This window comes from Streptomyces inhibens (assembly GCF_022221585.1).
Lineage (GTDB): Bacteria > Actinomycetota > Actinomycetes > Streptomycetales > Streptomycetaceae > Streptomyces > Streptomyces inhibens.
In genome coordinates this window covers 7,611,615-7,637,155 of the sequence record NZ_CP084681.1, presented here as the reverse complement: position 1 = coordinate 7,637,155, position 25,541 = coordinate 7,611,615, and the positions used below count along the sequence as shown (strand labels likewise).

The window sequence follows — 25,541 nt, the reverse complement described above, 5'->3', positions numbered from 1 at the left end:
CCCGATCCGCCGGACACGCCCTAGGCTGACCACCATGGACCTACGGCTGGCAGGACACGGCGCGCTGGTGACGGGCAGCAGTTCGGGTATCGGGGCGACGATCGCCGAGACGCTGGCGGACGAGGGGTGTGACGTCCTCGTCCACGGGCGGAACGCGGGGGCCGCCGCGGCCGTGGCCGAGCGGATCGCCGCCCGCGGCGTACGGGCCGAAGTGGTGCTCGGCGATCTGACCGAACCGGGCGTCGCCGAGCAGGTCGCGCTCACCGCACGCGACTTCGGGGCCCACATCCTCGTCAACAACGCAGGTCCGTTCGCCGAACACGACTGGGAGAGCTCCCGGCCGTCCGACTGGCGGGCCGCCTTCGAAGGGAACGTACTGCCGACGATGCGGGTCAGCCAGACGCTGCTGCCGTCGCTGCGCGCGTACGGCTGGGGCCGGGTGATCACCATCGGCAGCCGGGCCGTACGGACACCGCTGCCCAACATGGTGGCGTACTCCGCGGCCAAGGCCGCCGTGGTGAACATGACCACGAGCCTGGCCCGGCACCTCGCCGGAACCGGGGTCACCGCGAACTGTGTGAGCCCGGGGGTGATCGTCAGCCCGTCGATGTACCGGATGTTCGAGCAGCGGGCGGCGAGCGAGGACCACGGGGGCGCCTCGCAGAGCGGTACGGAAGGCGGTCAGGCGGGTGGTCCGGGGGACGGCCCGGACGAGGCGGACCTCGTCTCGGAGTATGCGCCGAACCCGAGCGGCCGGCTGGGGCGCCCGGAGGACATCGCGGTCGCGGTCGCCTACCTTGCGAGCCCGCGCGCCGATTACGTCAACGGGATCGAGCTGCGGGTGGACGGCGGCATCACGGGGACGCCGTAGTCCGGCACCTCCGCCGCCGTCTCCCTCGACGGGAGGTCCGCCACCCGCACCTCCGTCACCAGCGCCTCCGGTGCCACCCCCGCACCGCTCGCATACGCCGTCCCGAAGGCCGCATCGCCCAGGCCCCGGCGTGCCGCGGCCGTGCTGCGTGCCACGTCGCCGCGCTCCGCCGCGGGCTGCGGTGCCCCGGCAGCGGCACGGCTCGCCGCCGCGCCGCCCAACAGCCGGGCCGCGGAGGCGAAGCGGCCGGCCAGCGCCTGAGCACCGGCCAGGCCCTCCAGCGCCAGCGCGACGGCGCGGGGGTCGGCGGTGGCGCGCGCCGCCGCGAAGCCCTCCAGGTGGCGCCGGCGCGCGGCCGCCGCATCGCCCCGCTGCTCGGCGACAAAGCCCAACTCGGCCAGCACGAAAGCGGTACCGGGGTCGCCGTCCCGGCCACGGCACCACTCCAGCCAGGGCAGCAGATGCGCCTCGGCGTCGTCGAGCCGTCCCTCCCTTCTGGCGCCGAGGGCGAGTCCGGTCTCGGCGAACATCTCACCGCGCCGGTGCGACTGTTCCCCGGCCAGCCGCAGGCCGCGCTCGTGGAGGTCGCGGGCGCCCGTCAGATCGCCGGTCAGCAGCGCGATCCGGCCCAGGCCGGAGAGCTTGTACGAGGCCTGGATCCACAGCCCGAGCTCCTCGGCGATCCGCAGCCCGTCCTGGTGGAGCCGGGCGGCGCGGGCGTAGTCGCCGGTGATCTCCGCGATCGTGCCGAGTACCTCGGCGGCCTGCAACTGGCCCCAGCGGTCGCCCAGTTCGCCGAAGAGCGCGGCGCTCTCCTCGGCGTCGCGGCGGCGCGCGAGAAGGTCGCCACCGCCGGTCTGGGCGCGGCTGCTCAGCGCCGCGGCGGTACCCCAGCGGTCACCCAGCGCCCGGAAGGCGGCCAGCGAGCGCCCCAGCCGCTCGGCCGCGGCCACCGGGTCGCCGAGCCCCACTTGGGCGTATCCCAGGAACCACTGGGCCCAGGCCCGGCCGCCGGGGTCGTCGTAGCCCTCGTACTGCCGGAGAACGGCGGCGGCCCGTGCCACCGGGTCGGCGTCGCCGCCGGCCAGCGACGCCATGCCGACCTGCCAGGCCGCGGCCCGCAGCCGGCGGCCCTCGAAGGCCACCTCGCCCGCGCCCCCGGGGGTGAGGTCGCCGGCCCCCTCGGCCTCTGTGCCGCGCGATGCGGCGGCCGTGAGCGCCGCCTCCAGCGAGCGGCCCGCCTCCGCGAGCCGGCCGCGCAGAAACCAGTACCAGGCCAGCGCGTCGACCAGCCGCAGCGCACGGTCCGCGGCGCCCTCGCGGACCGAACCGTCCAGCGCGGCCCGCAGATTCGCGGCCTCCTGGTCGAGCCGCTCCAGCCACTCCCGTTGGGCCGGTCCGTACAGCAACGGGGCGGCGCCTTCGGCGAGTTCGGTGTAATAGCGGTGATGGCGCCGGCGGACCGCGTCCAGTTCGCCGGCCTCCCGAAGGCGTTCGAGGCAGTAGGCGGCGACCGTCTCCAGAAGGCGGTAGCGCAGCCCGTCCGGCGTCCGGGACACCGTCACCAGTGAGCGGTCCACGAGGCGCGCCAGCAGCTCGGGCACCTCGTCCCGCCCCACCTCGCCGCCCGCGCAGACCGTTTCGGCGGCCTCCAGTGTGCAGCCGTCCGCCTGTACGGCCAGTCGGCGCAGCACGGTGCGTTCGGGGCCGGGCAGCAGCTCCCAGCTCCAGTCGATCATTGCGCGCAGAGTCTGCTGACGGGGTGGTGCACCACGCCGACCGGCTGCCAGCAGCCGGAACCGGTCGTCCAGCCGGACGCTCAACTCCCGTACACCCAGCGCGCGCACCCGGGTGGCGGCCAGCTCCAGGGCGAGCGGGATGCCGTCCAGCCGGCGGCAGATCTCCGCCACGGCGGGTGTGGTGTCCGCGTCCAGGACGAAGGCGTGATCGGCGGCGGTCGCCCGGGCCGCGAACAGCGCGACGGCGCCGGCACCTTCCAGCGGCGGTACGGCCCACAGCGCCTCGCCGGCCAGGCCCAGCGGTTCCTGGCTGGTCACCAGCACACGCAGCTCCGGGGCCGCGGCCAGCAGCTCGGCGGTGACCTCGGCGGCCGCCTCCACGATGTGCTCGCAGTTGTCCAGGACGAGCAGCAGGCGTTTACCGCGCACCGCGCCGACGAGCCGCTCGGCCACCGGGCCGGCCGCGGCGCCCTCCCGGATGCCGAGCACGGCCAGCACCGCCTCGGCCAGCTCGGCGGCGGTGCACTTGGCCTCCCGGCCGCGTGCGGGGTCGTCCGGGCGGCTCAGCGCGGCCAGTTCCACGAACCAGACGCCGTCCGGGAAGGTGCCGGTGAGCCGGCTCGCGGTCTCCAGGGCGAGGCGGGTCTTGCCCACGCCGCCGGGGCCGGTGAGCGTCACCAGGCGGGTGGCTGCGAGGAGCGCCTCCACCTGGCGTACGGCGTCCTGGCGGCCGAGGAGTTCGGTGAGGGGGGTGGGGAGGTTGGTGCGGGGGCGTGGCTGGGGGGCGGTGGGTGGTGCGGCAGGGGCTGGTGCGACGGAGGGTGGTGCGGAGCCGATGGCCGTCGTTACGGGGGGTGCGGCGTCGCCGGTGCGGTCATCGGCCCCCGTGCTCCCGATGGCGCCGGTACCACCAGTACTCCCGGCGCTCCCGGTGCCACTGGTGCCACTGGTGCCACTGGTGCCATTGGGGCCACTGGCGCTCGTCCGCCAGGGCTCCTGGCGCAGGATCGCCTGGTGGGCCGCGGTGAGTTCGGGGCCGGGGTCCACCCCCAGTTCCTCGGCCAGCCGGGTGCGTATCTCGCCGTACGCGGCCAGCGCCTCGCGCTGCCGGCCGGCCCGGTAGAGGGCGGTCAGCTGCAGGGTGCGCAGCCGTTCCCGGAGCGGGTGCCGGACGACCAGGCCGGCCAACTCGCCGGTCAACAGGGCGTGTTCACCCAGTTCCAGGCGGGCCGCGGCCCGCTCCTCCAGTGCCGTCAGCCGCTGCTCCTCCAGGCTCTCGGCCACCGGGCGCACCAGGTCGCTGTCCGCGAAGCCGGCGAATGCGGGGCCGTGCCACAGGTCCAGGGCCTCGCCCAGCAGATCGGCCCGTTCCCGCGCGCCGGCGGACGCGTAGGCGCGGTGCGTCAGTGCCGTGAAGCGGCCGGCGTCCACGGCCTCGGCGGTGATGTCCAGCCGGTAGCCGGGCGGGGTCGCCGTCACCAGTTTCCGGGCGCCGGGCTCCGCCGTGTCCAGGGCGCGGCGCAGCTGCGAGACCTTGCTCTGGAGGGAGGCCGTCGGGTTCGCGGGCGGCCGCGGGCCCCAGAGGTGTTCGACGAGCCGGGTGGTGGACACGGGGCGGCCGAGGTGTGCCAGGAGTGCGGCCAGCAGGGCGCGTACCTTCGTCTCCGGGACGGGGGCGGGGCGGTCGTCGGAGGACCGCACGTCCAGGGGGGTCAGTACGCGGAAGTGCATTGCCCCACGGTAGTGGGGGGCGGCCCGCGTTGTCGGGTGGCTCCCACCGTGGGGGCTTGTCTTTTGCCCCTGCCTTCGGCGGGGCGGTGGGGTGTTGTGGGGCGGGGCCCGGGTGTGTGGGGGTGGCGGTGGTGCGGCCTCCGGGGCGGGGTGTGTGGACTGCTTCGCTTTACGTCCACACACCCCGCCCCTGCGGCCCCACCACCTCCCGTCCGTGGTGGGGTCCCGCCCCGGTGGGGGTGAGGGAGAAGCCGAGTTGCCTTTACGACACGGGGCGGGAATCCGCCCAAATGCCCTCGAATTCCTCGCGGTAGGTTTCGAACAGGCCGTGGTCGCCGTCGCGGGTTTCGCGGGCGTCCTGGCGGACGATCTCCCGGCTGCCGCCGCGGAGGACCAGGACGGGGGACTCCATGCCACGGCTCTTGCGGAGGTAGGACTGCACGACCGCTATGCCGTCGGGGCCGTCGCCGTCGACGAGGTAGGCGGTGAAGCGCGGGGTCTCGTCGAAGACCTGGATCTCGAACGCGCCGGGGTCGCGCAGCCGGGCCCGCACCCGTCGCATGTGGAGGATGTTCATTTCGATCGAGCGGCTCATCTCGCCCTTCTTCAGGCCGATTTCGCGCTCGCGGCGGCGCACCGCGCTGCTCGCGGGGTTGAGGAAGAGCAGGCGGACGCGGCAGCCGGATTCGGCGAGCCGGACCAGGCGGCGGCCGGAGTAGTTCTGGACGAGGAGGTTGAGGCCTATGCCGACGGCGTCGAGTCGGCGGGCGCCGCCGAAGAGGTCCTCGGCGGGGAGCTGACGCTGCAGGCGCACCCGGTCGGGGTGTACGCCGATGACGTCGGCGTAGCGGTCGCCGACGAGATCCTCGACCGCGTCGATGGGCAGCCGTCCGGAGATACGGGTGCCGACGCCGGAGCCGAGTATGTCCAGGAGGCGGGCGGAGGCGCGCTCGGCCTGGGCGAGGACGGTCTCGGACAGGGCGCGGTTGCGGGAGACGATGTTGCGGGCGACCTCCAGTTCGTCGAGGGCCAGCTCGACGTCCCGGCGGTCGTCGAAGTACGGCTCGAAGCAGGGCCAGTGCTGGACCATCAGTTCGCGGAGTTGCGGGAGCGTCAGAAAGCTGACGATGTTGTCGTCGGCGGGGTCGAGGAGGTAGCCCTTGCGGCGGCTGACCTCGCGGACCGCGACCGCGCGCTGTACCCATTCCTGGCCCGCGGGGCCGGCCGCGGCGATGACCCATTCGTCGCCGTGCACCGGCTCGTAGATCGGGCGCAGGACCGCCGCCACGACGGCCCGCAGCCGTTGCTCGACGAGATTCAGCCAGATGTAGGCGCGTCCGGCCCGGCGGGCGCGGGTGCGCACCTCGCTCCAGGCGTCGGCGCCCCAGTCCAGTTCCGCACCGATCTCCAGTGGTCGTGCCAGGGACACCGCGCCGGGCGGTGCGTCGACGGAGCCGCCCTCGTGTCCCTCGTGACTCTCGTCACCAGGGGGCAACTCCAGCCCGCCGCTCACCTGCCACCGCCTTCCGAACCCCCGTGCCAACGATCAAGGCAGACTACTGCGGTGCGGGAGGCGGTGCAGCAGGATGGTTCGAGTCGACTACCAACTCCCCTTATTCATAGTGCCCGTTGTGACCGGACAGCGCGGGTGGAGTGAGCGGATTCATAGCGGTGACGTCGCGTGGCGCCAGCTGGAAGCCCTGCCAGTGGACGGGCATCGGTTCCTGGTCCTCGTCCTTGGCGATGTGGTGGAACCCGATGTTGACCCACGCGATGGGGTGTTTCAGCGGCTGGCCGTTGACCCAGGTGTCGATGCTCTTGCCCGCGCGGGCGCCGCAGTTGGCCAGGTTGTTGCTGGCGAACTGCTCACATTTGTTGTACTCGGTGAAATAGACGTCGTGTTTGGTGTAGCCGCGGCCGGTGTATTTGTTTGTATGGCCCGGCACGATCTCGTAGGAACGCGGGTGGCCGTCCTTGTTCTTGAGCGGGCTGACCACCCGCCACCAGCGCATCGCGCCCGCGTCACCGGCCAGTTCCTTGGTGACGGGTGTGCGGGTCGTGCGGATGGTGGGGGTGAGGCCGCCGGGGCGGGTCGTGGTGGCGGAGTCGAACTGCTCGACCTTGTTGGCGGAGGAGCCGTCCAGCCCGAAGTTCAGCCGCCAGAAGACATTGTGGCTGTGGCTGGTGGCGTAGTCCTTGGCGCCCTTGCCGATCGGCATACCGCGGCCGTCGCCGGCGTCGTAGTCGCCGGGTGAGACGGTGCCGGTGGCGCCGACCTGCATGGTCATGGTGCCGTCACCGGAGAACCGCCATTCGGTGATGTATTCGTACCAGCCGACCTTGTTGACGGTGTAGAGCAGCAGGTCCTTGCCCTGGAGCTGGTAGGTCTTGGCGCTCTCGCCGGGGTAGGGGCCCATGCGGTAGGCGTGGCCGCGGGCGCGCGTGGTGGCGCACAGGCCGCTGACGCTGGGGTGCGCGGGGTCCCAGGCGCCGGGCACCTTGACGGTCTTGATGGTGCCGCCGGGGCATTCGGCGGGGTCGAGTTTCATCAGCCCCTGGGCGAAGCCCTGGCCGGTGAGGTCGTCGTACTCGTTACGGCCGTCGTCGTAGGGGACGTGGATCTGGGCGAGTTTGGCGGTGGTGAGCACCTTGATCGGGGCGCGTTCGCCCTTGGGCTGGTACGAGATGTCGTCCAGGACCAGGCCGGCGTTGCCTTCGTAGTGCCAACACATGCGCCAGACGGTGCCGCCGTCGAGCGTCTGGGTGATGCGGTAGGCGGCGCTGCAGCTGGGGGCGGGAGCGGGCGCGGCGGGGGCCTCGGGGGCGGCGTGGGCGGACGGGGCGATCGTGAGGGCGGTGGCGGCGAGCAGCAGAGGGGCGGCGGTGAGGGCCGCGGCGCGCCGGTGCGGGCGGCGGATCAGGTCTCCGATGGTGCGTCTTTCGGGCACGGCTGTGGCTCCTGTCCCAAGGAGTGGCGGTCGAAGGAGGGCGCGGTCAGCCCAGGCGGGCGACGGTGCGGGCGCTGAGGTCGATGACGAAGCGCCGGGTGTCGATCCACTGACCGTTCTTGACTTTTGTGAAGAGGCGGATGCAGCGGTGCTCCCCGCAGTCGGCCAGGGCACCCGGCGCGTCGCCTTCCGCGCGGCCCCGGTAGACGAAGCCGGTGACGCTGAGCGGGTCCGGTCCGGTGAGCTCGCGTCCGGTGGCGTCGCGGTAGTCCTGCCGCAGCCCCGATCCGAGCGGGGCGGCGATCAGCAGCCGGGCCGCCTCGACGGCCTCGGTGTGGCTGGGCGGCGGCTGGACGCCGTGCTGGGTGTCCGTCGACTCCACCTTCGAGGTGGTGAGGTTGACGGTCTTGGTGATGTAGCTGTCGCTCTTGTAGTCGTAGAAGGAGACATTCGCCCGGCGCGGCGGGTCGGCGAGGCCGGCCTCCGCGGGGGTGAGTTCGGCCAGGTCGGTGGTGAGGCGCTCGGGCCCCGGCTTGCCGGTGACGTCCTTGACGAGGCCGCGCGGGGTGCGCGGCAGCGCCAGATCCTCGGCGCGCCGGAGTTCGTCGTCGGTGAGCGGGTCCCGCCCCCGGCCGCGCTCCCCCTGGGCGCGGACGCCCTCGACGACGCCCGGCGGCGGCTGTCCCGGGTCGCGCCCCGGTGCGGGTGCGCCGGCCGCGGCGGGCCGGCCGCCGGTGCCCGGTCCGTCGGCGGCCCCGGCGTCGGCCGGCAAGGTGATCGCCACCATGGCGGCGGTGCCGGTCAGCGCGATGGCGGCGCCTGCGACGACCTTGCCGAGGTGGCGGTGCATCAGTTGGTGCAAGGTTCCCCCCTGCTGTCACATTCCGTGACTCGCATATCGGTCCCCCGTCGGTCCTCCAGTTAGACGACAAGTAGGACGATCCGACATCGCGACGGGTTGCCCCCCATTCAGCCGAGATCTGGCTAAAAGACCTCTGTGTGCGACAAGTTGCGACAAGTTGGGGAAGGAATTCGATTCGGTCTGCGCATGTGTGTCGTGGAGTCGCCGCAGCGGCCGACGAGAAAGTGGAAGAGTCTACGCATGCAGGTCTGGCCGGGACAGATGTATCCGCTGGGTGCCACCTATGACGGGGCGGGCACCAACTTCGCGGTGTTCTCCGAAGCCGCGAAACGCATCGAACTGTGTCTGCTGCACGACGACGGTTCGGAGACCGCCGTCGAGCTGCGCGAGAGCGACGCCTTTGTGCGGCACGCATATCTTCCGGGGGTGATGCCGGGGCAGCGTTACGGCTTCCGGGCGCACGGTCCGTACGAACCGGAACGGGGGCAGCGCTGCAATTCGGCGAAGCTGCTGCTCGACCCGTACGCACGGGCCATGAGCGGCCGGATCGACTGGGACGAGGCGGTCTACGGCTACCACTTCGGGCGTCCTGAGGTACGCAACGACCTGGATTCGGCACCGCACACCATGGCGTCGGTGGTGGTCAATCCGTACTTCGACTGGGGCGACGACCGTCCGCCGCGCACCGCGTACCACGAGACGGTGCTCTACGAGGCCCATGTGAAGGGCCTGACGATGCGCCATCCGGAGCTCCCCGAGGAGCTGCGCGGCACCTATGCCGCGCTGGCGCATCCGGCGATCATCGACCATCTGACGAAGCTGGGGGTCACCGCCCTGGAGCTGATGCCGGTGCATCAGTTCGTACAGGACCACCGGCTGGTGGATGCGGGGCTGACGAACTACTGGGGCTACAACACCATCGGGTTCTTCGCCCCGCACAACGCGTATGCGTCCTGGGGCGACCGCGGACAGCAGGTGCTGGAGTTCAAGACCGCGGTACGGGCGTTGCACCAGGCCGGCATCGAGGTGATCCTGGATGTGGTCTACAACCACACCGCCGAGGGCAGCCATCTGGGCCCGACGCTCTCGTTCCGGGGGCTGGACAACGCCTCGTACTACCGGCTGTCGGAGGACCGGCAGTACTACATGGACACCACCGGCACCGGGAATTCGCTGCTGATGCGCAGCCCGCATGTGCTCCAGCTGGTGATGGACTCGCTGCGCTACTGGGTGCAGGAGATGCGGGTGGACGGCTTCCGCTTCGATCTGGCGGCGACGCTGGCCCGGCAGTTCCACGAGGTGGACCGGCTGTCGTCGTTCTTCGATCTGGTGCATCAGGACCCGGTCGTCAGCCAGGTGAAGCTGATCGCCGAGCCGTGGGATGTCGGTGAGGGCGGCTATCAGGTGGGGAACTTCCCGCCGCTGTGGACCGAGTGGAACGGGAAGTACCGGGACACCGTGCGGGACCTGTGGCGGGGCGAACCCCGCACCCTGGCGGAGTTCGGATCCCGGCTGACCGGTTCGTCGGACCTCTACCAGGAGGACGGTCGGCGGCCGCTGGCCTCGGTCAACTTCGTGACCTGCCATGACGGCTTCACGTTGCACGATCTGGTCGCGTACAACGAGAAGCACAACGAGGCCAACGGCGAGGACAACCGGGACGGTGAGCGCTTCAACCGGTCGTGGAACTGCGGTGCCGAGGGGCCGACCGACGATCCCGGGGTGCGACGGCTGCGGGCCCGGCAGATGCGGAATTTCCTGGCCACGCTGATGCTGTCGCAGGGCGTGCCGATGCTCAGCCACGGGGACGAGTTCGGGCGCAGCCAGGGTGGCAACAACAACGCGTACTGCCAGGACAACGAGCTGTCGTGGGTACGCTGGCCGGAGCCCGGGCGGGGCGGGGGCGCCGGGGAGCCGTACCTGTCCGACGACCCCGACGACCCCGATGACCCAGACACCGAAGACCCCGACGAGGCGGACGGTCCGGAGGGGACACCGCGGGCGGACGAGGAGCAGCTGGCGCTGCTGGCGTTCGTCCGGCAGATGGTGTGGCTGCGGCGTGACCATCCGGTGTTCCGGCGCCGGCGGTTCTTCCAGGGCCACCCGATGGAGGGCACCCATGACGAGCTGTCCGATATCGCATGGTTCACGGCGGGCGGCGAGGAGATGGGGCCCCGTGACTGGCAGTCGGTGCACGCCAAGTCGCTGACGGTGTTCCTCAACGGCAGCTCGATCTCCGAGCCGGGTCCGCGCGGTGAGCCCATCACCGATGACTCGTTCCTGCTGATGTTCAACGCCCACGACCAGGAGAAGCAGTTCATGGTTCCCGAGTACCTCGGCCGGCAGTGGCAGATCGTGGTGGACACCGACCGGCCGTCTGTGGTGGCGGACGGCGGTGGCGCCAAGGTCAAGGCCGGCGATCGGCTGACGCTCGTCGGCCGGAGCCTGCTGGTGCTGCAACGGCCGGCGTAGCCGCACCGGGCGGACGGGACATGGCCCGGGTGGCGAGGGCGATACCGAGGATCAGTACGGCGGCCCCGGTGGCGACCCCGAAGGCGTCGGACGGGCCGTAGGCCTCGGCGAGCCGGCCGGAGACGGCCAGGGACAGGGCCTGGCCACCGACCACCGCACTGGTGAGCAAGGCCATCGACTCGGCCGGCCGGGTGGTGGGCACCAGCGCCGGCGAGAGCCCGGCGGCGGCCCTCATCAGTGCTGTTGCACATGCGCCAGCAGCCGGTCCCTCGCGCGTCCACGCCGTCGCCCTGGTCTCCAAGATCCACAAACCGACGCTACGAGCCCTGACCTACGGCTGCGCCACCCGCCCCGAGGTCCTGGAAGCGCTTACCGTCACCGCCGGCTCTTCGCCCCTGTCGTCATGGTCACCAGCGTCCTCTGGCACCTCATCTCCTCCGTACGCCGCCCGCAACGCTCCAGCCGCCGCGCCCCCCGGCTCAACTCGCCAGGGGGAGAGCCGGTGCAGCCCCCTCTGTCCGGAAATGCCGGTCCCGGCCCGCAGACCGACCGCGGCCGGTATCCGCCTACGCCTACATCAGCGCCGCGCCGAGCCCTGGTGTTACCACGCCCTCAAGAAGCCGGGCGCTTGTGGCCTGTGACGCGTACCCCCGATCGGCCATGAGTACACTCGCCCACCATGTGTGAGGCTAGACGGTTTAGAAAACGGCAGAAAATACGCGATTACCGACCACGCGCCGACGGTTGTGCCCGGCGTGTGGAAGTCCTACCGAACACGGCCGTATCGATCTATACCGCCTCGTGTCACAGGCTTGCCGCCCGAAGACACGCCACGTCCGCCCCGGCCACTGCCACCTCGGGGGTGGCGTGAGGCGCCGCTCGAACCGACGTCGGCACGCGCAGTCCCGTGACCCGCGCGGACACTGGCTGCTCCTGATCCTCGTCCTCCCGGTGATGTTCGGCGCCCTGCTCTTCGAAGGCTGGACCACCCACGAGGTCGACGCCGCCAAGACGCGGCAGGACTGCACCAGCCCCGTACCCAGGGCCGTGGGCAAGGGCGGCCCGGTGCTCCGGTTCGACGGTGACAAGGTGAAGTCCGCCGCGGTGCCCGCCCGTACCGTGGCGCTCACCTACGACGGGGGACCCGACCCCGTATGGACGCCCCGTCTGCTCGACCTGCTGCGCAAGCACCATGCCCACGCCACCTTCTTCCTCTACGGCGCCCAGGCGGCTCAACACCCGGACCTGGTACGGCGGATCAAGGCCGAGGGCCACGAGATCGGCTCGAACACCTACACCGGCGCCGTCATGGGCTCGGCCTCGCCGCTGCGCGCCTCGCTGGAGCTGTCGCTCACGCAGAAGGCGCTGGCGGGCACCGCGGGCATCCACACCGGTCTGCTGCGGCTGCCGCAGACCACCGCCGTGGACACCATGTGCGGCGGCGAGTGGAAGGCGGCCCGGCAGGCCGGCGCGGAGGGGTACACGCTGGTCGCCGCCGACCGGTGGTTCCGTAAGCCGTCGCAGGGCATGATCCGGCAGCTCGACCAGAACGACATCGCGTACAAAGAAACCGAAAAGCTGCTCAGCAACCGGAATGTCAAGAAATTCACCACTGTGACGTCCGGGGTCGGGCTGCCCTCGACCGACACGCCGGTGTCCACCCTCGAGCGATGGCAGGGCACCGCCCTGATCTGGGCCAAGGCCCTCGGGCACGCGTTTGTCAGCGGGATGACCTGGGTGCTCGGGATAGCGGGCGGGCTCGGGGTGCTGCGGCTGCTGATGCTGGTCTTTTTCGCCCGCACCCACGTCCGGCGGCTGACGCGCTTCCGCCCCGGCTCGCCCCGGCTGCGGGAGGTCACCGACCCCGTGACGGTCCTCGTTCCCGCCTACAACGAAGAGGCGGGCATCGAGTCCACCGTCCTTTCGCTGCTCGCCTCCACCCACCGGCAGCTGCAGATCATCGTGATCGACGACGGGTCGACGGACCAGACGGCGGACATCGCCACCTGGATCAACGATCCCCGCGTGATGGTGATCCGGCAGTCCAACGCGGGCAAGGCCGCCGCCCTCAACACCGGCCTGGCCCATGCGAGGTACGACATCGTGGTCATGGTCGACGCCGACACCGTCTTCGAACCGGACGCCATCCAACGCCTCATCCAGCCGCTCGCCCACCCGGCCGTCGGCGCGGTCAGCGGCAACACCAAGGTCGGCAACCGGCGCCGCCTGCTGGGCAGATGGCAGCACCTGGAATACGTCTTCGGCTTCAACCTCGACCGCCGGATGTTCGAGGTGCTGGAGTGCATGCCGACCGTCCCCGGCGCCATCGGCGCCTTCCGCCGGGACGCGCTGATGGGCGTCGGCGGGGTCAGCGAGGACACCCTCGCCGAGGACACCGACCTGACGATGGCCCTGTGGCAGGCGGGCTGGCGGGTGGTCTACGAGGAGAACGCCATCGCCTGGACCGAGGTACCCACCTCGCTGGGCCAGCTGTGGCGGCAGCGCTACCGCTGGTGTTACGGCACGCTCCAGGCCATGTGGAAGCACCGCCGTGCCGCCGTCGAAGTGGGCCCGGCCGGGCGCTTCGGCCGCCGTGGACTGAGCTACCTCGTGCTCTTCCAGGTCGCCCTGCCGCTGCTCGCGCCGATCGTCGACGTCTTCGCACTGTACGGTGCCCTCTTCCGCGGGCCCGTTCTGTCTGCCGGGGTGTGGCTCGGCTTCCTCACCCTCCAGCTGGCCTGCGCCGGATACGCACTGCGGCTGGACGGCGAGAAGGTGCGGGCGCTGTGGGCGATGCCGTTCCAGCTCCTGGTCTACCGGCAGTTGATGTATCTGGTGGTCATCCAGTCCGTGGTGGCCTTCCTGCTCGGCACCCGGCTGAAATGGCACCGTATGCACCGCTCCGGCACCGCCGCCCAGCAGATCGGGCAGCCGGTCGCGTACCAGAGCCTGTCATCGAGGTGACCAGGCGCTGAGCCGCCGTCAGGGCGCCCACCCGCCTCCGGGCCAGGTGGGCGCCCTGTACAGTCACCGCTGCGTCCCACGGTGAAGAACTGCGGATGGTTTGGTGAAGAGCCCGTGAGCGTGCAGACTGTCCGCCCATGACTAACTGGCTGGACGGGACACCCAACATGGACCGGTACGGAGGCGACGCGGACGCGACGCACGCCGCGACCGGACAGGTTTGGCACCAGACCGCCTACCCGTCGCAGGCGGGCCCCGCGCAGCCGCTGCCGGGCCTCCCGGGTAACGGCGCCCTGCACGGCGGCGGGAGCATCCCGCCCCGGTCCGGCGGTCGCAGGGGCGGCGCCGGCCGTCGTGGCCGCGGCTCCAGGGTCAGGTCTGCCCCGCCCCGCCCCAGCCGGCGCCGCCGGTTCATACGGGTGGCGATCCTTCTGGTCGCCGTGCTCATCATCACCTCCATCGGCACCTACGTCTGGGCCGATACCAAGCTCAACCGCGATGTCGACCTCGCCAAGATCAGTGACCGGACGCCGCAAGGCAAGGGAACCAACTATCTGATCGTGGGTTCCGACAGCCGCGTGGGCCTGTCCGAAAAGGACCTCAAGGACCTGCACACCGGTGGCTCGGCCGATGCGGGCCGCCGCACCGACTCGATGATCCTGCTGCACACCGGCGCCCACGGCACCACGATGGTGAGCCTGCCGCGCGACTCATGGGTGACGATCCCGCCGTACATCCGCCCCGAAACCGGCAAGCACTACGCCGCCTCGAAGAACAAGCTCAACGCGGCCTTCTCCCTCGGCGGCCCCAACCTGCTCGTACGGACCATCGAGCGCAACACGGGCCTGCACATAGGGCACTACACGGAGATCGGTTTCGCGGGCTTCGTGGGCATCGTGGATGCCGTGGGCGGTGTGCCCATGTGCCTGGACAAGGACGTCAAGGACGAGAAGTCGGGCGAGGACCTGACGAAGGGCTGCCACCGGCTCGACGGCCGCACGGCGCTCGCGTTCGTCCGCCAGCGCCACCAGGAGGCCCAGGGCGATCTCGGCCGCAGCAAGAACCAGCAGAAATTCCTGGCCGCACTCGCCCACAAGACCGCCACACCGGGCGTCCTGCTCAACCCGTCCAAGGTCTACCCCACGATGAGCGCCGGGCTGGACACGCTCATCGTGGACGACGACATGAGCCTGTGGAACCTCACCTCGCTCTTCGAGGCGATGAAGAGTGTGACGACCGGCGCCGGCAAGCGACTCAATGTCCCCGTCGCCGGCCTCGGCTTCCCGACCTCCAAGGGCAGCGCCGTGAAGTGGGACATGCCACGGGCGAAGAAGCTCTTCACGGAACTGCGCAACGACCGGCCGGTGGATGTGGCGGACAAGGGCCGAGGTCTGTCCGCACAGTCAGGTCAGCCGGAGTCATAGGCAGGCGAGGGTGACCACGGCTTTGTAGTGGACGGTGCTTTTGGCACCCCCCACATCCTCACAGTCGTAGCGGGTGACGAGGGCTTTGTTCTGCTTGAGCCGGTTGAATACGAAGGTCTACGCAGCACCGGCCCCGCTTCCTTGGAGGAACAACGACAGCAATGCCGATGGGAGATGACACAACGAGCCGTCAGCGGGGTACGGGTGTTCCCATGACGCAGCCATCGAGTCCGTCGCCGACCGCCACCTACCGGCTGCAGCTCCAGCCGGACTTCCCGTTCGCCGCCGCCGAACGGGCCGTCCCGCACCTGGCCTCGCTGGGGGTGTCCCATCTGCACCTCTCGCCGGTGCTGGAGTCGGTGCCGGGGTCGACCCATGGCTATGACGTGGTCGACCATACGGCCGTACGGGCCGAGCTGGGCGGTGAGCAGGGGCTGCGGGCGCTGGCGGCGGCGGCCCGTTCGCACGGCCTCGGCCTGATCGTCGACATCGTGCCGAACCATATGGCGGTGCCGGAGCAGGTCTGGCGGAACGGGCCGCTGTGGGAGGTGCTGCGCAACGGCCCGGAATCCCCGTACGCCCGGTGGTTCGACATCGACTGGGACGCCGGCCACGGCGGGCGGGTGCTGCTGCCGGTGCTCGGCGGGCGGCTCGGTGAGGAGGCGCGGCACTTCCTCGTCGACGAAGACGGGTGGCTGTGCTATCAGGACCGCATCTTTCCGCTGCGCCCCGGTACGGAGACGTTGCCGACGGCACGCCTCCTGGAGGCCCAGTGGTACCGGCTCGCCTGGTGGCGGCTGGCCCGCAGCGAGCTGAACTACCGCCGCTTCTTCACCATTTCGGAGCTGATCGGGGTACGCGTGGAGGACCCCGAGGTCTTCGAGGCGACCCATGGCACGGTGCTGCGGCTGATCCGCGAGGGCGTCATCGACGGGCTGCGCATCGACCACCCGGACGGTCTGGTGGACCCCGGCGGCTATCTGGCCCGGCTGCGCGAGGGGACCGGCGGCCGCTGGACCGTCGTGGAGAAGATCCTGACCGGCGACGAGCGGCTGCCCGAGAGCTGGGCGTGCGCGGGCACGACGGGGTATGACGCGCTGCGCCACATCGACGGGCTGTTCGTCTGCCCGCAGGGCATCGGGCGGCTCTTCTCCCACTACCGGGACTTCGTCACCCCGCTGGCCGACGAGGGCGGCGACTGGGAGGAGACGGTGCGCCGGGCCGCGTACGAGGTCGTCACCCACGATCTGGCCACGGAGGTCGAGCGGCTGGTGCGGACGGCAGTGCGGATCAGCGAACGCTTCCCCGAGCCCGGCGACCATGCGCCGTGGGCGCTGCGCCATGCGATCCGTGAGCTGCTGGTGCGGCTGCCGGTCTACCGCCCGTACGCCGCCGATGCGACCCGGGCGGTGCCGGACGGGGCGATGCTGGGCAGAGCGGCGGTGCGGGCGCGTACCGCGTTCCGGGTGCCCGAGGAGGCGCGGGCGGTGGATCTGATCCACGATCTGGCGCTCGGTGTGGGGGCGGGCGGCGCCGGTCACGACGACTCCGATGGTGACGACCGGTGCCACGGCACCCCGGACGGCGCCGACCCGGACCGGGCCGACTTCGCCGCGCGGTTCGCCCAGACCGCGTCCGCGCTGCACGCCAAGTCCGTGGAGGACACCGCCTTCTACCGCTATCCGGTGCTGCTGTCGGCCTGCGAGGTCGGCGGCGACCCCGGCGAGCCGGCACTCCCTCCGGAGGCGTTCCATGCGTACTGCACGCGGATCCAGCGGGACTGGCCGGTGACCGGGACCGTGCTCTCCACACACGACACCAAGCGCAGCGCCGATGTGCGGGCGCGGATCGCGGTGCTGTCCGAATGCCCCGACCGGTGGCGGGATGTGCTGGGCGGGATGGCCGACGGTGCTATGTGCGGGATCGGGGTCAAGGGGGTGGACGGCGCGGGTCCGCCGGACCCGATGGTGTCCTGGCTGGCCTGGCAGACCGCGTTCGGGCTGGGCGCGCCCGCCGACGGCCCGGCGGCGGTGGGGGCACCCCCACCCGGCGACAGCTGGGGGAGGGTCGGGCCCGCGGTCCTCAAGGCCGTACGGGAGGCCGGGCTGCGCACCTCCTGGACGGAGCCGAACCCGGACTACGAGGAGGCGGTCGCGGAGTTCATCCGCAGCGGACCCTGCGGTCCCACGGCCGCCCCGCTCACCGCTCTGGACGAGGAGCTCACCCCGCACATCCGCGCGAATGTGCTGGGCGCGGCGCTGCTGCACCTCACCATGCCGGGCGTGCCCGACCTCTACCAGGGCACCGAGCTCGGCTACGCCGCGCTGGTCGACCCGGACAACCGGCGGCCCGCCCGCTTCCGGCCGGAGCTGCTGGCCGAGCTGGACGGCGGGGCCGCGCCGCGCGATCTGTCCAGTGAGAAGCTACGGCTCACCGCGGCGGCGCTCCGGCTGCGGCGCGACCGCCCGCAGTGGTTCGGCGCCACCGCGTCGTACGAGCCGGTGTACGCGGAGGGGCCGGCGTCCGAGCACTGTGTGGCGTTCTGCCGCAGCGGGCGGGTGCTGACGGTGGTGACCCGGCTGTCGCTGCGGCTGGTGGAGACCGGCGGTTGGTGGGACACCGGGCTGCGGCTGCCGCCGGGCGGCCCCTGGCGCGAGCTGCTGACCGGGCGCGAGCTGCCGGGCGGTGCGGTGGTGGGGCTGAGCGAGCTGCTGGAGATGTCGCCGGTCGCGCTGTTCGTGAGCGAGGGAGCGGAGGGCGAGTAGCCGTACGGCTTCAGGAATGTGACATACCGTCAGCTGGCTATCTCCGGACTCTCCTTCGCCGTGTTCCGCAGCAGCTCGGTGAACTCGGCTGCCGCGCCGGTCAGTTCGACGCGCGAGAAGACCGTGATGTCGCGGCGCCACGGCGGATCGGTGGGCACGTACGCACAGTCCAGGCCGATGAGTTCATGGGCCGCGGTCAGCAGTACGCCGACGCCGGCCGAGGCCATCCGGACCGCGGTCGAGCTGTGCTGGGTACGGACGGCGGTCCGCGGTGTGAAGCCGACGCGTTCGCACTCCAGGTCCAGCCAGCGGCGCCCCTCGACCACCGGCTCCAGGCTGCAGCGCACCCACGGCCGGTGCGCCAGCTCCGCCAGACGTACCGAGTCCCGGGCGGCGAGCGGATCGTCGTGCGGCACGACCAGCACCATCCGCTCCCGGCCCACGACGGTGACTGGCCCCTGCCAGTCCTTGGGGCGCGGCCCGAGCGCCATATCGGCGATGCCGCGCGCCATCTGCTCGTACAACTCCTCGGTGGTGGCGTACTCGTGGAGCACCAGGCGCATACCGGGGTGGGCGCGGGCCCAGCGTGCGCACACCTCCGGCAGCACGCCGATCGCCTGGGCGTGCACCGTCGCGATATGCAGTTCGCCGCTCTCCGCGCCGCCGGCGGCCAGCGCGGCCCGGCGGGCCTGCCGGGCGCTGCGGACGGCGAGTTCGGCGTACGGGAAGTAGGCCCGGCCCATCGCGGTCAGCCGCACCCCGCGGGTCATCCGCTCCAGCAGCGGGCCGCCGACCTCCCGCTCCAGCGCCTTGATCTGGTGCGAGAGCGCGGACTGGGTGACATGCAACGCCTCGGCGGCGCGGGTGAAGGACTCCTCCTCGACGACCGCGACGAGGTACTCCATCTGCCGCAGGCTCATCCCCACCCCTCCCACCGCGCCCGGCGCATCTCATGAAGCATCTTCATCATCCCCATAGAAACATTGCCTTGGACTCATCGCCGCAGGTGGGCGGAGCCTTGTCGCATGAGTGAGTCAGACATGAACACCACGGACGTCCTTGTCATCGGCGGCGGCACGGGCGGCTACAGCACGGCTCTGCGCGCCGCGTCCCTGGGGCTGCGGGTGGTGCTGGCCGAACGCGATCTGATCGGCGGCACCTGTCTGCACCGCGGCTGTATCCCCAGCAAGGCCATGCTGCACGCCGCCGAGCTGGTGGACGGCATCACGGAGGCCCGTGAACGGTGGGGCGTCAAGGCCACCGTCGACGCCCTGGACTGGCCGGCGCTGGTGGCCACCCGCGACAGCATCGTCGCCCGCAACCACCAGGGCGTGGCGGGGAACTTGCAGACGGCGCGGGTGCGGGTCGTCCAGGGCTCGGCGCGGCTGACCGGGCCGCGTACGGTCCGGATCGAGGGCGCGGGAGAGTTCACCGCCCGGCGCGGCATCGTGCTGGCCACCGGCTCCCGGCCGCGTCTGCTGCCGGGCCTTCCGGAAGCCGGCCAGCGGGTGGTGACCAGCGATGATGCGCTGTTCGCAGCCGAACTTCCGGCGTCCGTACTGGTGCTGGGCGGCGGTGCGATCGGCGTCGAGTACGCCTCCTTCCACCGCTCCATGGGAGCCGAGGTCACCCTCGTCGAGGCCGCGGAACGGTTGCTTCCGCTGGAGGACGAGGACGTCGGCCGCCATCTGGCGCGCGGCCTGAAGAAGCGCGGCATCGCGGTCCGTACGGGCTCAACGCTGACCGGCACCGAGCTGCTGCCGGACGGCATACGGGCCACCGTACGCACCCCCAAGGGCGAGGAGGTGGCCATCGAGGCCGAGCGGCTGCTGGTCGCGGTGGGGCGGGTGCCGGTGACGGACGGGCTCGGCCTGGAGGCCGCCGGGCTGTCGACGGATGCGCGGGGTTTTGTCCCGCCGGCGGACTGGTCGCGGCTGGAGACCGCCGTGCCGGGCATCCATGTGGTCGGCGATCTGCTGCCGCCGCCGTCCCTCGGGCTGGCCCATGCCTCGTTCGCGGAGGGGCTGTTGGTGGCCGAGACGCTGGCGGGAATCCCGGCGCGTCCGGTGGACTACGCGACCGTGCCGCGGGTGACGTACTCCTCCCCGCAGACCGCGTCGGTCGGTCTGACCGAGGCGCAGGCGCGCGCCCGGGGCCTGGAGATCAAGGTCAACACCATGCCGCTGACCGCCACCGCCAAGGGCATGGTGCACGGTCAGGGCGGCATGGTGAAGGTGATCGCGGCGGCCGACGGGGCGGGCGGCGAGGCGACCGGCGCGGTGCTCGGCGTCCATCTCGTCGGGCCGCATGTCTCGGAGATGATCGCGGAGAGCCAGCTGATCGTGGCCTGGGACGCCGAACCGGCCGATGTCGCCCAGCACATCCATGCGCACCCGACGCTGTCGGAGGCGGTCGGCGAGACCTTTCTGACGCTGGCGGGGCGGGGGCTGCATCAGCACTGAGGGTGCGGGCGGCGGCCGCTCAATTCGGTTGCGGTCGGGCGTACGGCTGGCCAGCATGACCCCGTACGCCCGACATCCCCGCACCAAGGAGCCCGGAATGCGCCGATTCCTCGGAACTACTCATCGCCCCAGCCGGACGACAGTTCTCGAGGACCGCACCTTCCATGCTTCTTTCGCACCCTTCGCACACCCTGAACATCGGGATTCTCGCCCACGTCGACGCGGGTAAGACCAGCCTCACCGAGCGGCTGCTGTTCGACACCGGTGCCATCGACCGGCTCGGCAGCGTCGACGCCGGTGACACCCGGACGGACACCGGCGAGCTGGAGCGGCAGCGCGGCATCACCATCCGCTCCGCCGTCGCGTCCTTCACCGTCGGCGAGGTGCAGGTCAATCTCATCGACACCCCGGGCCACTCCGACTTCATCGCCGAGGTCGAGCGCGCCCTCGGGGTGCTCGACGGCGCCGTGCTGCTGCTGTCCGCGGTGGAGGGCGTCCAGGCCAGGACCCGGGTACTGATGAAGACGCTGCGGCGGCTGCGGCTGCCCACCCTGCTCTTCGTCAACAAGATCGACCGGGTCGGCGCCCGGGGCGACGCGCTGCTCGCGGACATCCGCCGCTTGCTGGCCCCCGTCGCCGTCCCGATGACGGCCGTGGCCGGCCTCGGCACCGCGCGGGCCCGCTCGACGGCGTACGCGCTGGAGGACCCGCGGGTCCGCGACCGGATCGCCGAGACGGTGGCCGAGGCGGACGACTCGATCCTGTCCCAGCTGGTGGAGGGGCCACCGCCGACCGCGGAGCGGCTTCGCGCGGCGCTGGCCGCCCGGACCGCCGACGGTTCACTGCACCCGGTGTACTTCGGTTCGGCGCTCGGCGGCCAGGGCGTCGGCGCGCTCGTCGAGGGCATGCTCCGGCTGATCCCACCGGCGCCGGCGGGCGCGGACGCGGTGCCGCGGGGCACGGTGTTCGCCGTCCACCAGCCGCCGAACGGCGAGCGGACGGCCCATATCCGGCTGCATGCGGGCGAGTTGCGGCCGCGCCGGCAGATCGAGCTGCACCGGCGTGCGGCGGACGGCACCGGCGACACGCTGACCGGCCGGATCACCTCGCTCGACATCGTCGGCCGGCCGCCCGGCCACGAAGGGCCGCTCACCGCGGGCAATATCGCGGTGCTCCGCGGGCTGCCCGGTATCCGCACCGGCGACCGTCTCGGCCCGGCCACCGACGCCCCCGCCGACACCGCACTGTTCCCCTCCCCCACCCTGGAGACCGTTGTCCACGCCCGCCGACCGGCGCATGCCGCCGCCTTGCGCGCCGCGCTGCTGACGCTCGCCGACCAGGATCCGCTGCTACAGGTCCGCCCCGCACCAGGCGGCGCGACCTCGGTGCTGCTGCACGGCGAGGTGCAGAAGGAGATCATCGCGGCCACCTTGCGTCAGGAGCACGGCATCGAGGCGGAGTTCGCGCCGAGCCGGGTGGTGTGCGTCGAGCGGCCGATCGGTGTGGGCGAGGCGTACGAGGAGATCGCCAAGCGCGGCCACACCGGCCCCTGGGCCACGGTCGGGCTGCGCGTCGAGCCGGGCGCCCGCGGCTCCGGCGTCGTCTTCACCTACGAGACCGAACTGGGCGCCCTGCCGCACGCCTTCCACCAAGCCATCGAGGAGACCGTCCGGGCGACCCTGCGGAACGGCCCGCGCGGCCGGGCGGTGACGGACTGCCGGGTGGTGCTGACCCGTTCCGGATTCGTCGGCCCGGTCAGCGCGGCCGGCGACTTCCGTACGGTCACGCCCGTCGTCCTGCTGCGGGCGCTCGACCGGGCCGGCACCCGGGTGTACGAGCCCTGCCACGCCTTCGAGGCCGAGATCCCGCTCGCCGCGCTCGCGCCGGTGACCGCCCGGCTCGCGGCGCTGGGCGCGGAGCTCGCCGAGACCTCCGGCGGCCGGCAGTCGTGGCTGCTCAGCGGAGCCCTGCCCGCGCGCCATGTACAGGAATTCCAGGGGCTGTTGCCCGGGCTGACGCACGGTGAAGGGGTGTGGACGTCGCATCCGTCGGGCGACCGTCCGGTGCGGGAGGAGGGGTGGCCGTCGCGGGGCGGGTCCGCATGACGCAGGCCCGGGCCGCGGCCCGGCTCAACGCTCTGTCAGGACGTAATCCACCCGGCCGAACGTGATGTGGTCGCCGGGTCCGACCGGGACCTCGCCCACCACCCGGCGGCCGTTGACGCAGGTGCCGTTGGTGGAGCCGAGGTCGCGCAGCAGCCAGCCCTTGCCGGCGCTGCGGAGTTCGGCGTGGGCACGGGAGACCGTGTCGTGGTTGAGGCGCAGGCCCACGCCGGGCGCCCGGCCTATGAGCAGCGGGAACGGGCCCGGCTCCGGCAACAGCAGCTTGGGCAGCCGCTCCATGCGCCATGCCCTGCGCACCCGGATGTGGAACGCCGACACCCGGCCGACCACCCTCAGCAGCGTGCCCTGGACCTTGCCGCGGCTCTCCAAGTCGGCGGTGGCCAGGTCGAGTTCGGAGCGCTGCTGGGCGGTGAGAACGAGTTCCAGCCGACGCAGAAAGGTGTCCTGGGACAGTCGTCCCTGCGCCGCACCGTCGCGCAGCAGGTCAAGGGCGCGTTCCCGGTCCGCGTCCGACGGGCGCACCGGGTGCGCGGGGAACTCGAGCGAAGTCATGCCGTGATTCTCGGGCCACCGCGAGCCGCTGTCCAGGCGATGTCGGCGTGCGGGGCGCTGCGGGCGGGCACGCCGGCTCGCCGGAACGGCCCAGTGTGATGGCGCGATGTCGGCCCGTGCCGCCACGTCGGGCTGTCGGGCGGCGCGACGACATGCTTTGGTCGTCTGGACCGGGAGCGAACGAAGGAGGACGGCCATGCTGTTCGAGGTGTGGGCGCCGGGCGCCGGGCAGGTCGCTCTCCAATGGGCGGGGGACCGGGCCGATGAGCCGGCGATCCCGATGGAGCGCGACGTCGGCCGGGCGGGATGGTGGCGCACCGAGGCACCGGCGCACGACGGCGACCGCTATGCGTACCGGCTCGACGGGGGGCCGCCGCTCCCCGACCCGCGCGCCGCCCGGCTGCCGGAGGGCCCCGGCGGGCCCGGCGCGGTCGTCGAGCACGACCGGTTCGACTGGCGGCATCCGTGGTCCGGCCGCCCGCTGCCCGGCACGGTCCTCTACGAGCTGCACATCGGGACGTACACCCCCGAGGGCACCTTCGACGCCGCCGCCGCACGGCTGCGCCACCTCGCCGACCTGGGGATCACCCATGTCTCGCTGATGCCCGTCTGCCCGTTCCCGGGCACCCATGGGTGGGGGTACGACGGGGTCGCCCCCTGGGCGGTGCATGAGCCGTACGGCGGGCCCGACGGGCTCAAACGGTTCGTGGACGCCGCACACGGCTACGGGCTGGGCGTCATCCTCGATGTGGTGCACAACCATCTCGGCCCGTCCGGCAACCACCTCCCGGAATTCGGGCCGTACTTCACCGACACCCACCACACGCCCTGGGGCGCGGCGGTCAATCTCGACGCCCCCGGCTGCGAGGAGGTGCGCGGCTATCTCCTGGGCAGTGCGCTCTCCTGGCTGCGCGACTACCGGCTCGACGGGCTGCGGCTGGACGCGATCCATACGCTGCACGACGACCACACCCCGCACTTCCTGACCAAGCTGTCCGCCGCCGTGGACGGGCTGGCCGGGCAGCTGGGCCGCCCGCTGTTCCTGATCGCCGAGTCCGACCTCAACGATCCGCGCACCACCGCGCCGCGCGAGAGCGGCGGCCAGGGCCTGCACGCCCAGTGGAACGACGACTTCCACCACGCCCTGCACACCGCGCTCACCGGCGAATCCCAGGGCTATTACGCCGACTTCGCACGCGCCCCGCTCGCCGCCCTCACCAAGACGCTGACCGGCGGCTTCTTCCATGACGGCAGCTGTTCCAGCTTCCGTGGCCGGGTGCACGGCGCGCCGCTCGATCTGCGGGTGACGCCCGCGTACCGCCTGCTGGCCTACGCCCAGACGCACGATCAGATCGGCAACCGGGCGCTCGGCGACCGGCTCGCCGCCGGCCTCTCCCCCGGCCTGCTCGCCTGCGCCGCCGCGCTGGTGCTGTGCTCGCCGTTCACACCGATGCTGTTCATGGGTGAGGAGTGGGGTGCGACCACTCCCTGGCAGTACTTCACCGATCACACGGATCCGGAGCTGGCCGAGGCGGTACGGGCCGGGCGGCGGCGCGAGTTCGCCGCGCACGAATGGACCGGGCAGGCCGGCGACTGGCCGGATCCGCAGGACCCGGCCACCCGCGACCGCTGCGTCCTGGACTGGTCCGAACCGGCCCGCGCACCGCATGCCGCACTGCTGGCCTGGCACCGTACGCTGCTGGCGCTGCGCCGCGAGCTGCCCGCGCTGACCGACCCGGAGCCACGGCACACCGACGTCCACTACGACGAGGACGCCCGCTGGCTGCTGCTGCGCCGCGGGCCGCTGCGGGTGGCGGTCCATCTCGGGCGGGAGGCCACGGCGGCCATTCCGGTCGGCGACGGCGGCAGCGCCGGGCTGGAGGCGCTGGCGGGCTGGCCCGAGGCACATCTGCCCGGTGTCGACGGTGTGCTGCGTCTGCCACCGGAGTCGGTGGTGATCCTCGGGCCGTAGGGCGGCCGCTGCCGGTGGATCAGTGGGAGAACTCCGAGACGAACGCCGCGCAGAAGGCGTCCAGATCGGCCGGCCTACGGCTGGTGATCAGCGTGTTCGGTCCCGCGGTGCAGATGTTGACCTGTTCGTCGACCCAGGTGCCGCCCGCGTTGCGGATATCGGTCCGCAGGCTCGGCCAGGAGGTCAGGGTGCGGCCGCGCACCACATCGGCCTCGATCAGCGTCCAGGGTGCGTGGCAGATGGCGGCCACCGGCTTCCCGGCGTCGAAGAACGACTTGATGAACGCCACCGCCCGCTTGTCCAGGCGCAGCGCGTCCGGGTTGGCCACCCCGCCGGGCAGCACCAGGCCGTCGAAGTCCGCCGCGGTCGCCTCGGCCACGGTCAGGTCGACGGGGAAGGTGTCCGCCTTGTCCAGATGATGGAACGCCTGCACCCTCCCCGCCGAGGTGGAGACCAACTTCGGGGTGCCACCCGCGGCGGTCACCGCCCGCCATGGCTTGGTCAGCTCGACCTGTTCGGTGCCCTGATGGGCCACCAGAAACGCCGCCTGCACAGCGCGATCACGTCCCTTCGTATGGATCGGGAAGTCGGGCGGGATCCACGGGATCCCGCCGTCCCACTTCCCGACCATAACGGGACGAACCGCATTCGCTCAT

16 protein-coding genes are annotated in these 25,541 nt (G+C 71.9%); 8 read left to right on the top strand and 8 right to left on the bottom strand.

Annotated features, from left to right (window positions below; translation table 11 throughout):
* The first annotated feature begins 34 nt into the window (after positions 1-34).
* Positions 35-871, top strand: coding sequence for an SDR family NAD(P)-dependent oxidoreductase (locus KI385_RS34275; protein ID WP_238575933.1), 837 nt, complete (start codon positions 35-37; stop codon positions 869-871).
* On the opposite strand, the gene KI385_RS34270 is transcribed toward KI385_RS34275, so the two are convergent.
* From KI385_RS34270 to KI385_RS34255, 4 genes are all read right to left on the bottom strand, one after another.
* Positions 817-4,341 carry an AfsR/SARP family transcriptional regulator gene (locus tag KI385_RS34270; protein WP_238575932.1) on the bottom strand — a complete coding sequence of 1,175 codons (3,525 nt, stop codon included), beginning with the start codon at positions 4,339-4,341 and terminating at the stop codon, positions 817-819. The genes KI385_RS34275 and KI385_RS34270 overlap by 55 nt on opposite strands.
* 262 nt (positions 4,342-4,603) lie before the next feature.
* Positions 4,604-5,854, bottom strand: coding sequence for an SAV2148 family HEPN domain-containing protein (locus KI385_RS34265; protein WP_238575931.1), 1,251 nt, complete (start codon positions 5,852-5,854; stop codon positions 4,604-4,606).
* A 100-nt stretch (positions 5,855-5,954) separates the two neighbouring features.
* Positions 5,955-7,289 carry a copper amine oxidase gene (locus tag KI385_RS34260; RefSeq protein WP_238575930.1) on the bottom strand — a complete coding sequence of 445 codons (1,335 nt, stop codon included), beginning with the start codon at positions 7,287-7,289 and terminating at the stop codon, positions 5,955-5,957.
* Positions 7,290-7,335: 46 nt separating this feature from the next.
* Positions 7,336-8,151 (bottom strand): Tat pathway signal sequence domain protein, encoded by an 816-nt coding sequence (locus KI385_RS34255; protein WP_238575929.1) that lies wholly within the window; start codon positions 8,149-8,151, stop codon positions 7,336-7,338.
* A 240-nt stretch (positions 8,152-8,391) separates the two neighbouring features.
* Here KI385_RS34255 and glgX point away from each other — a divergent pair, with 240 nt between their 5' ends.
* Positions 8,392-10,623, top strand: coding sequence for a glycogen debranching protein GlgX (glgX, locus tag KI385_RS34250; protein ID WP_238575928.1), 2,232 nt, complete (start codon positions 8,392-8,394; stop codon positions 10,621-10,623).
* Here glgX and KI385_RS34245 read toward each other — a convergent pair.
* On the bottom strand, positions 10,559-10,858 hold the full coding sequence (locus KI385_RS34245; protein WP_238575927.1) for a hypothetical protein: 300 nt from the start codon (positions 10,856-10,858) through the stop codon (positions 10,559-10,561). The genes glgX and KI385_RS34245 overlap by 65 nt on opposite strands.
* A gap of 632 nt (positions 10,859-11,490) precedes the next feature.
* On the opposite strand from KI385_RS34245, the gene KI385_RS34240 reads away from it, so the two are divergent.
* The 3 genes from KI385_RS34240 to treY all read left to right on the top strand — a co-directional run bounded on the left by KI385_RS34240 (position 11,491) and on the right by treY (position 17,776).
* A complete protein-coding gene (locus KI385_RS34240; RefSeq protein ID WP_238575926.1) occupies positions 11,491-13,587 on the top strand; it encodes a bifunctional polysaccharide deacetylase/glycosyltransferase family 2 protein in 2,097 nt (698 codons plus the stop codon).
* A gap of 137 nt (positions 13,588-13,724) precedes the next feature.
* A complete protein-coding gene (locus KI385_RS34235) occupies positions 13,725-15,011 on the top strand; it encodes an LCP family protein (protein ID WP_238575925.1) in 1,287 nt (428 codons plus the stop codon).
* Positions 15,012-15,223: 212 nt separating this feature from the next.
* Entirely contained in the window at positions 15,224-17,776 is a 2,553-nt protein-coding gene (gene treY, locus KI385_RS34230; protein WP_238575924.1) for a malto-oligosyltrehalose synthase, read from the top strand.
* Between the two features lie 29 nt (positions 17,777-17,805).
* Here the strand turns inward: treY and KI385_RS34225 are convergent, their stop codons facing one another.
* Positions 17,806-18,696: a LysR family transcriptional regulator gene (locus KI385_RS34225; RefSeq protein WP_238575923.1), complete on the bottom strand. Its 891-nt coding sequence runs from the start codon at positions 18,694-18,696 to the stop codon at positions 17,806-17,808.
* Positions 18,697-18,816: 120 nt separating this feature from the next.
* Here KI385_RS34225 and lpdA point away from each other — a divergent pair, with 120 nt between their 5' ends.
* Positions 18,817-20,238: a dihydrolipoyl dehydrogenase gene (gene lpdA / locus KI385_RS34220; protein WP_238577973.1), complete on the top strand. Its 1,422-nt coding sequence runs from the start codon at positions 18,817-18,819 to the stop codon at positions 20,236-20,238.
* A 164-nt stretch (positions 20,239-20,402) separates the two neighbouring features.
* Complete coding sequence (gene otr(A) / locus KI385_RS34215) at positions 20,403-22,343, top strand: tetracycline resistance ribosomal protection protein Otr(A) (protein WP_238575922.1); 1,941 nt, start codon at positions 20,403-20,405, stop codon at positions 22,341-22,343.
* A gap of 24 nt (positions 22,344-22,367) precedes the next feature.
* Here otr(A) and KI385_RS34210 read toward each other — a convergent pair whose 3' ends face one another.
* Positions 22,368-22,913, bottom strand: coding sequence for an FHA domain-containing protein (locus KI385_RS34210; protein WP_238575921.1), 546 nt, complete (start codon positions 22,911-22,913; stop codon positions 22,368-22,370).
* 196 nt (positions 22,914-23,109) lie between these two features.
* Here KI385_RS34210 and treZ point away from each other — a divergent pair, with 196 nt between their 5' ends.
* The gene (treZ, locus tag KI385_RS34205; protein WP_238575920.1) at positions 23,110-24,885 is read left to right on the top strand and encodes a malto-oligosyltrehalose trehalohydrolase; all 1,776 of its coding nucleotides are present in this window, start codon (positions 23,110-23,112) and stop codon (positions 24,883-24,885) included.
* Between the two features lie 19 nt (positions 24,886-24,904).
* Here treZ and KI385_RS34200 read toward each other — a convergent pair whose 3' ends face one another.
* A complete protein-coding gene (locus tag KI385_RS34200) occupies positions 24,905-25,438 on the bottom strand; it encodes a type 1 glutamine amidotransferase domain-containing protein (protein WP_238575919.1) in 534 nt (177 codons plus the stop codon).
* Positions 25,439-25,541: the final 103 nt, after the last annotated feature.

Bases quoted from the DNA above. Each gene is read 5' to 3' on its own strand.
- KI385_RS34275 (WP_238575933.1), top strand. From the start codon at position 35: ATGGACCTACGGCTGGCAGGACACGGCGCGCTGGTGACGGGCAGCAGT.
- KI385_RS34270 (WP_238575932.1), bottom strand. From the start codon at position 4,341: ATGCACTTCCGCGTACTGACCCCCCTGGACGTGCGGTCCTCCGACGAC.
- glgX (WP_238575928.1), top strand. From the start codon at position 8,392: ATGCAGGTCTGGCCGGGACAGATGTATCCGCTGGGTGCCACCTATGAC.
- KI385_RS34245 (WP_238575927.1), bottom strand. From the start codon at position 10,858: ATGAGGGCCGCCGCCGGGCTCTCGCCGGCGCTGGTGCCCACCACCCGG.
- KI385_RS34235 (WP_238575925.1), top strand. From the start codon at position 13,725: ATGACTAACTGGCTGGACGGGACACCCAACATGGACCGGTACGGAGGC.
- treY (WP_238575924.1), top strand. From the start codon at position 15,224: ATGACGCAGCCATCGAGTCCGTCGCCGACCGCCACCTACCGGCTGCAG.
- KI385_RS34225 (WP_238575923.1), bottom strand. From the start codon at position 18,696: ATGAGCCTGCGGCAGATGGAGTACCTCGTCGCGGTCGTCGAGGAGGAG.
- lpdA (WP_238577973.1), top strand. From the start codon at position 18,817: ATGAACACCACGGACGTCCTTGTCATCGGCGGCGGCACGGGCGGCTAC.
- KI385_RS34210 (WP_238575921.1), bottom strand. From the start codon at position 22,913: ATGACTTCGCTCGAGTTCCCCGCGCACCCGGTGCGCCCGTCGGACGCG.
- treZ (WP_238575920.1), top strand. From the start codon at position 23,110: ATGCTGTTCGAGGTGTGGGCGCCGGGCGCCGGGCAGGTCGCTCTCCAA.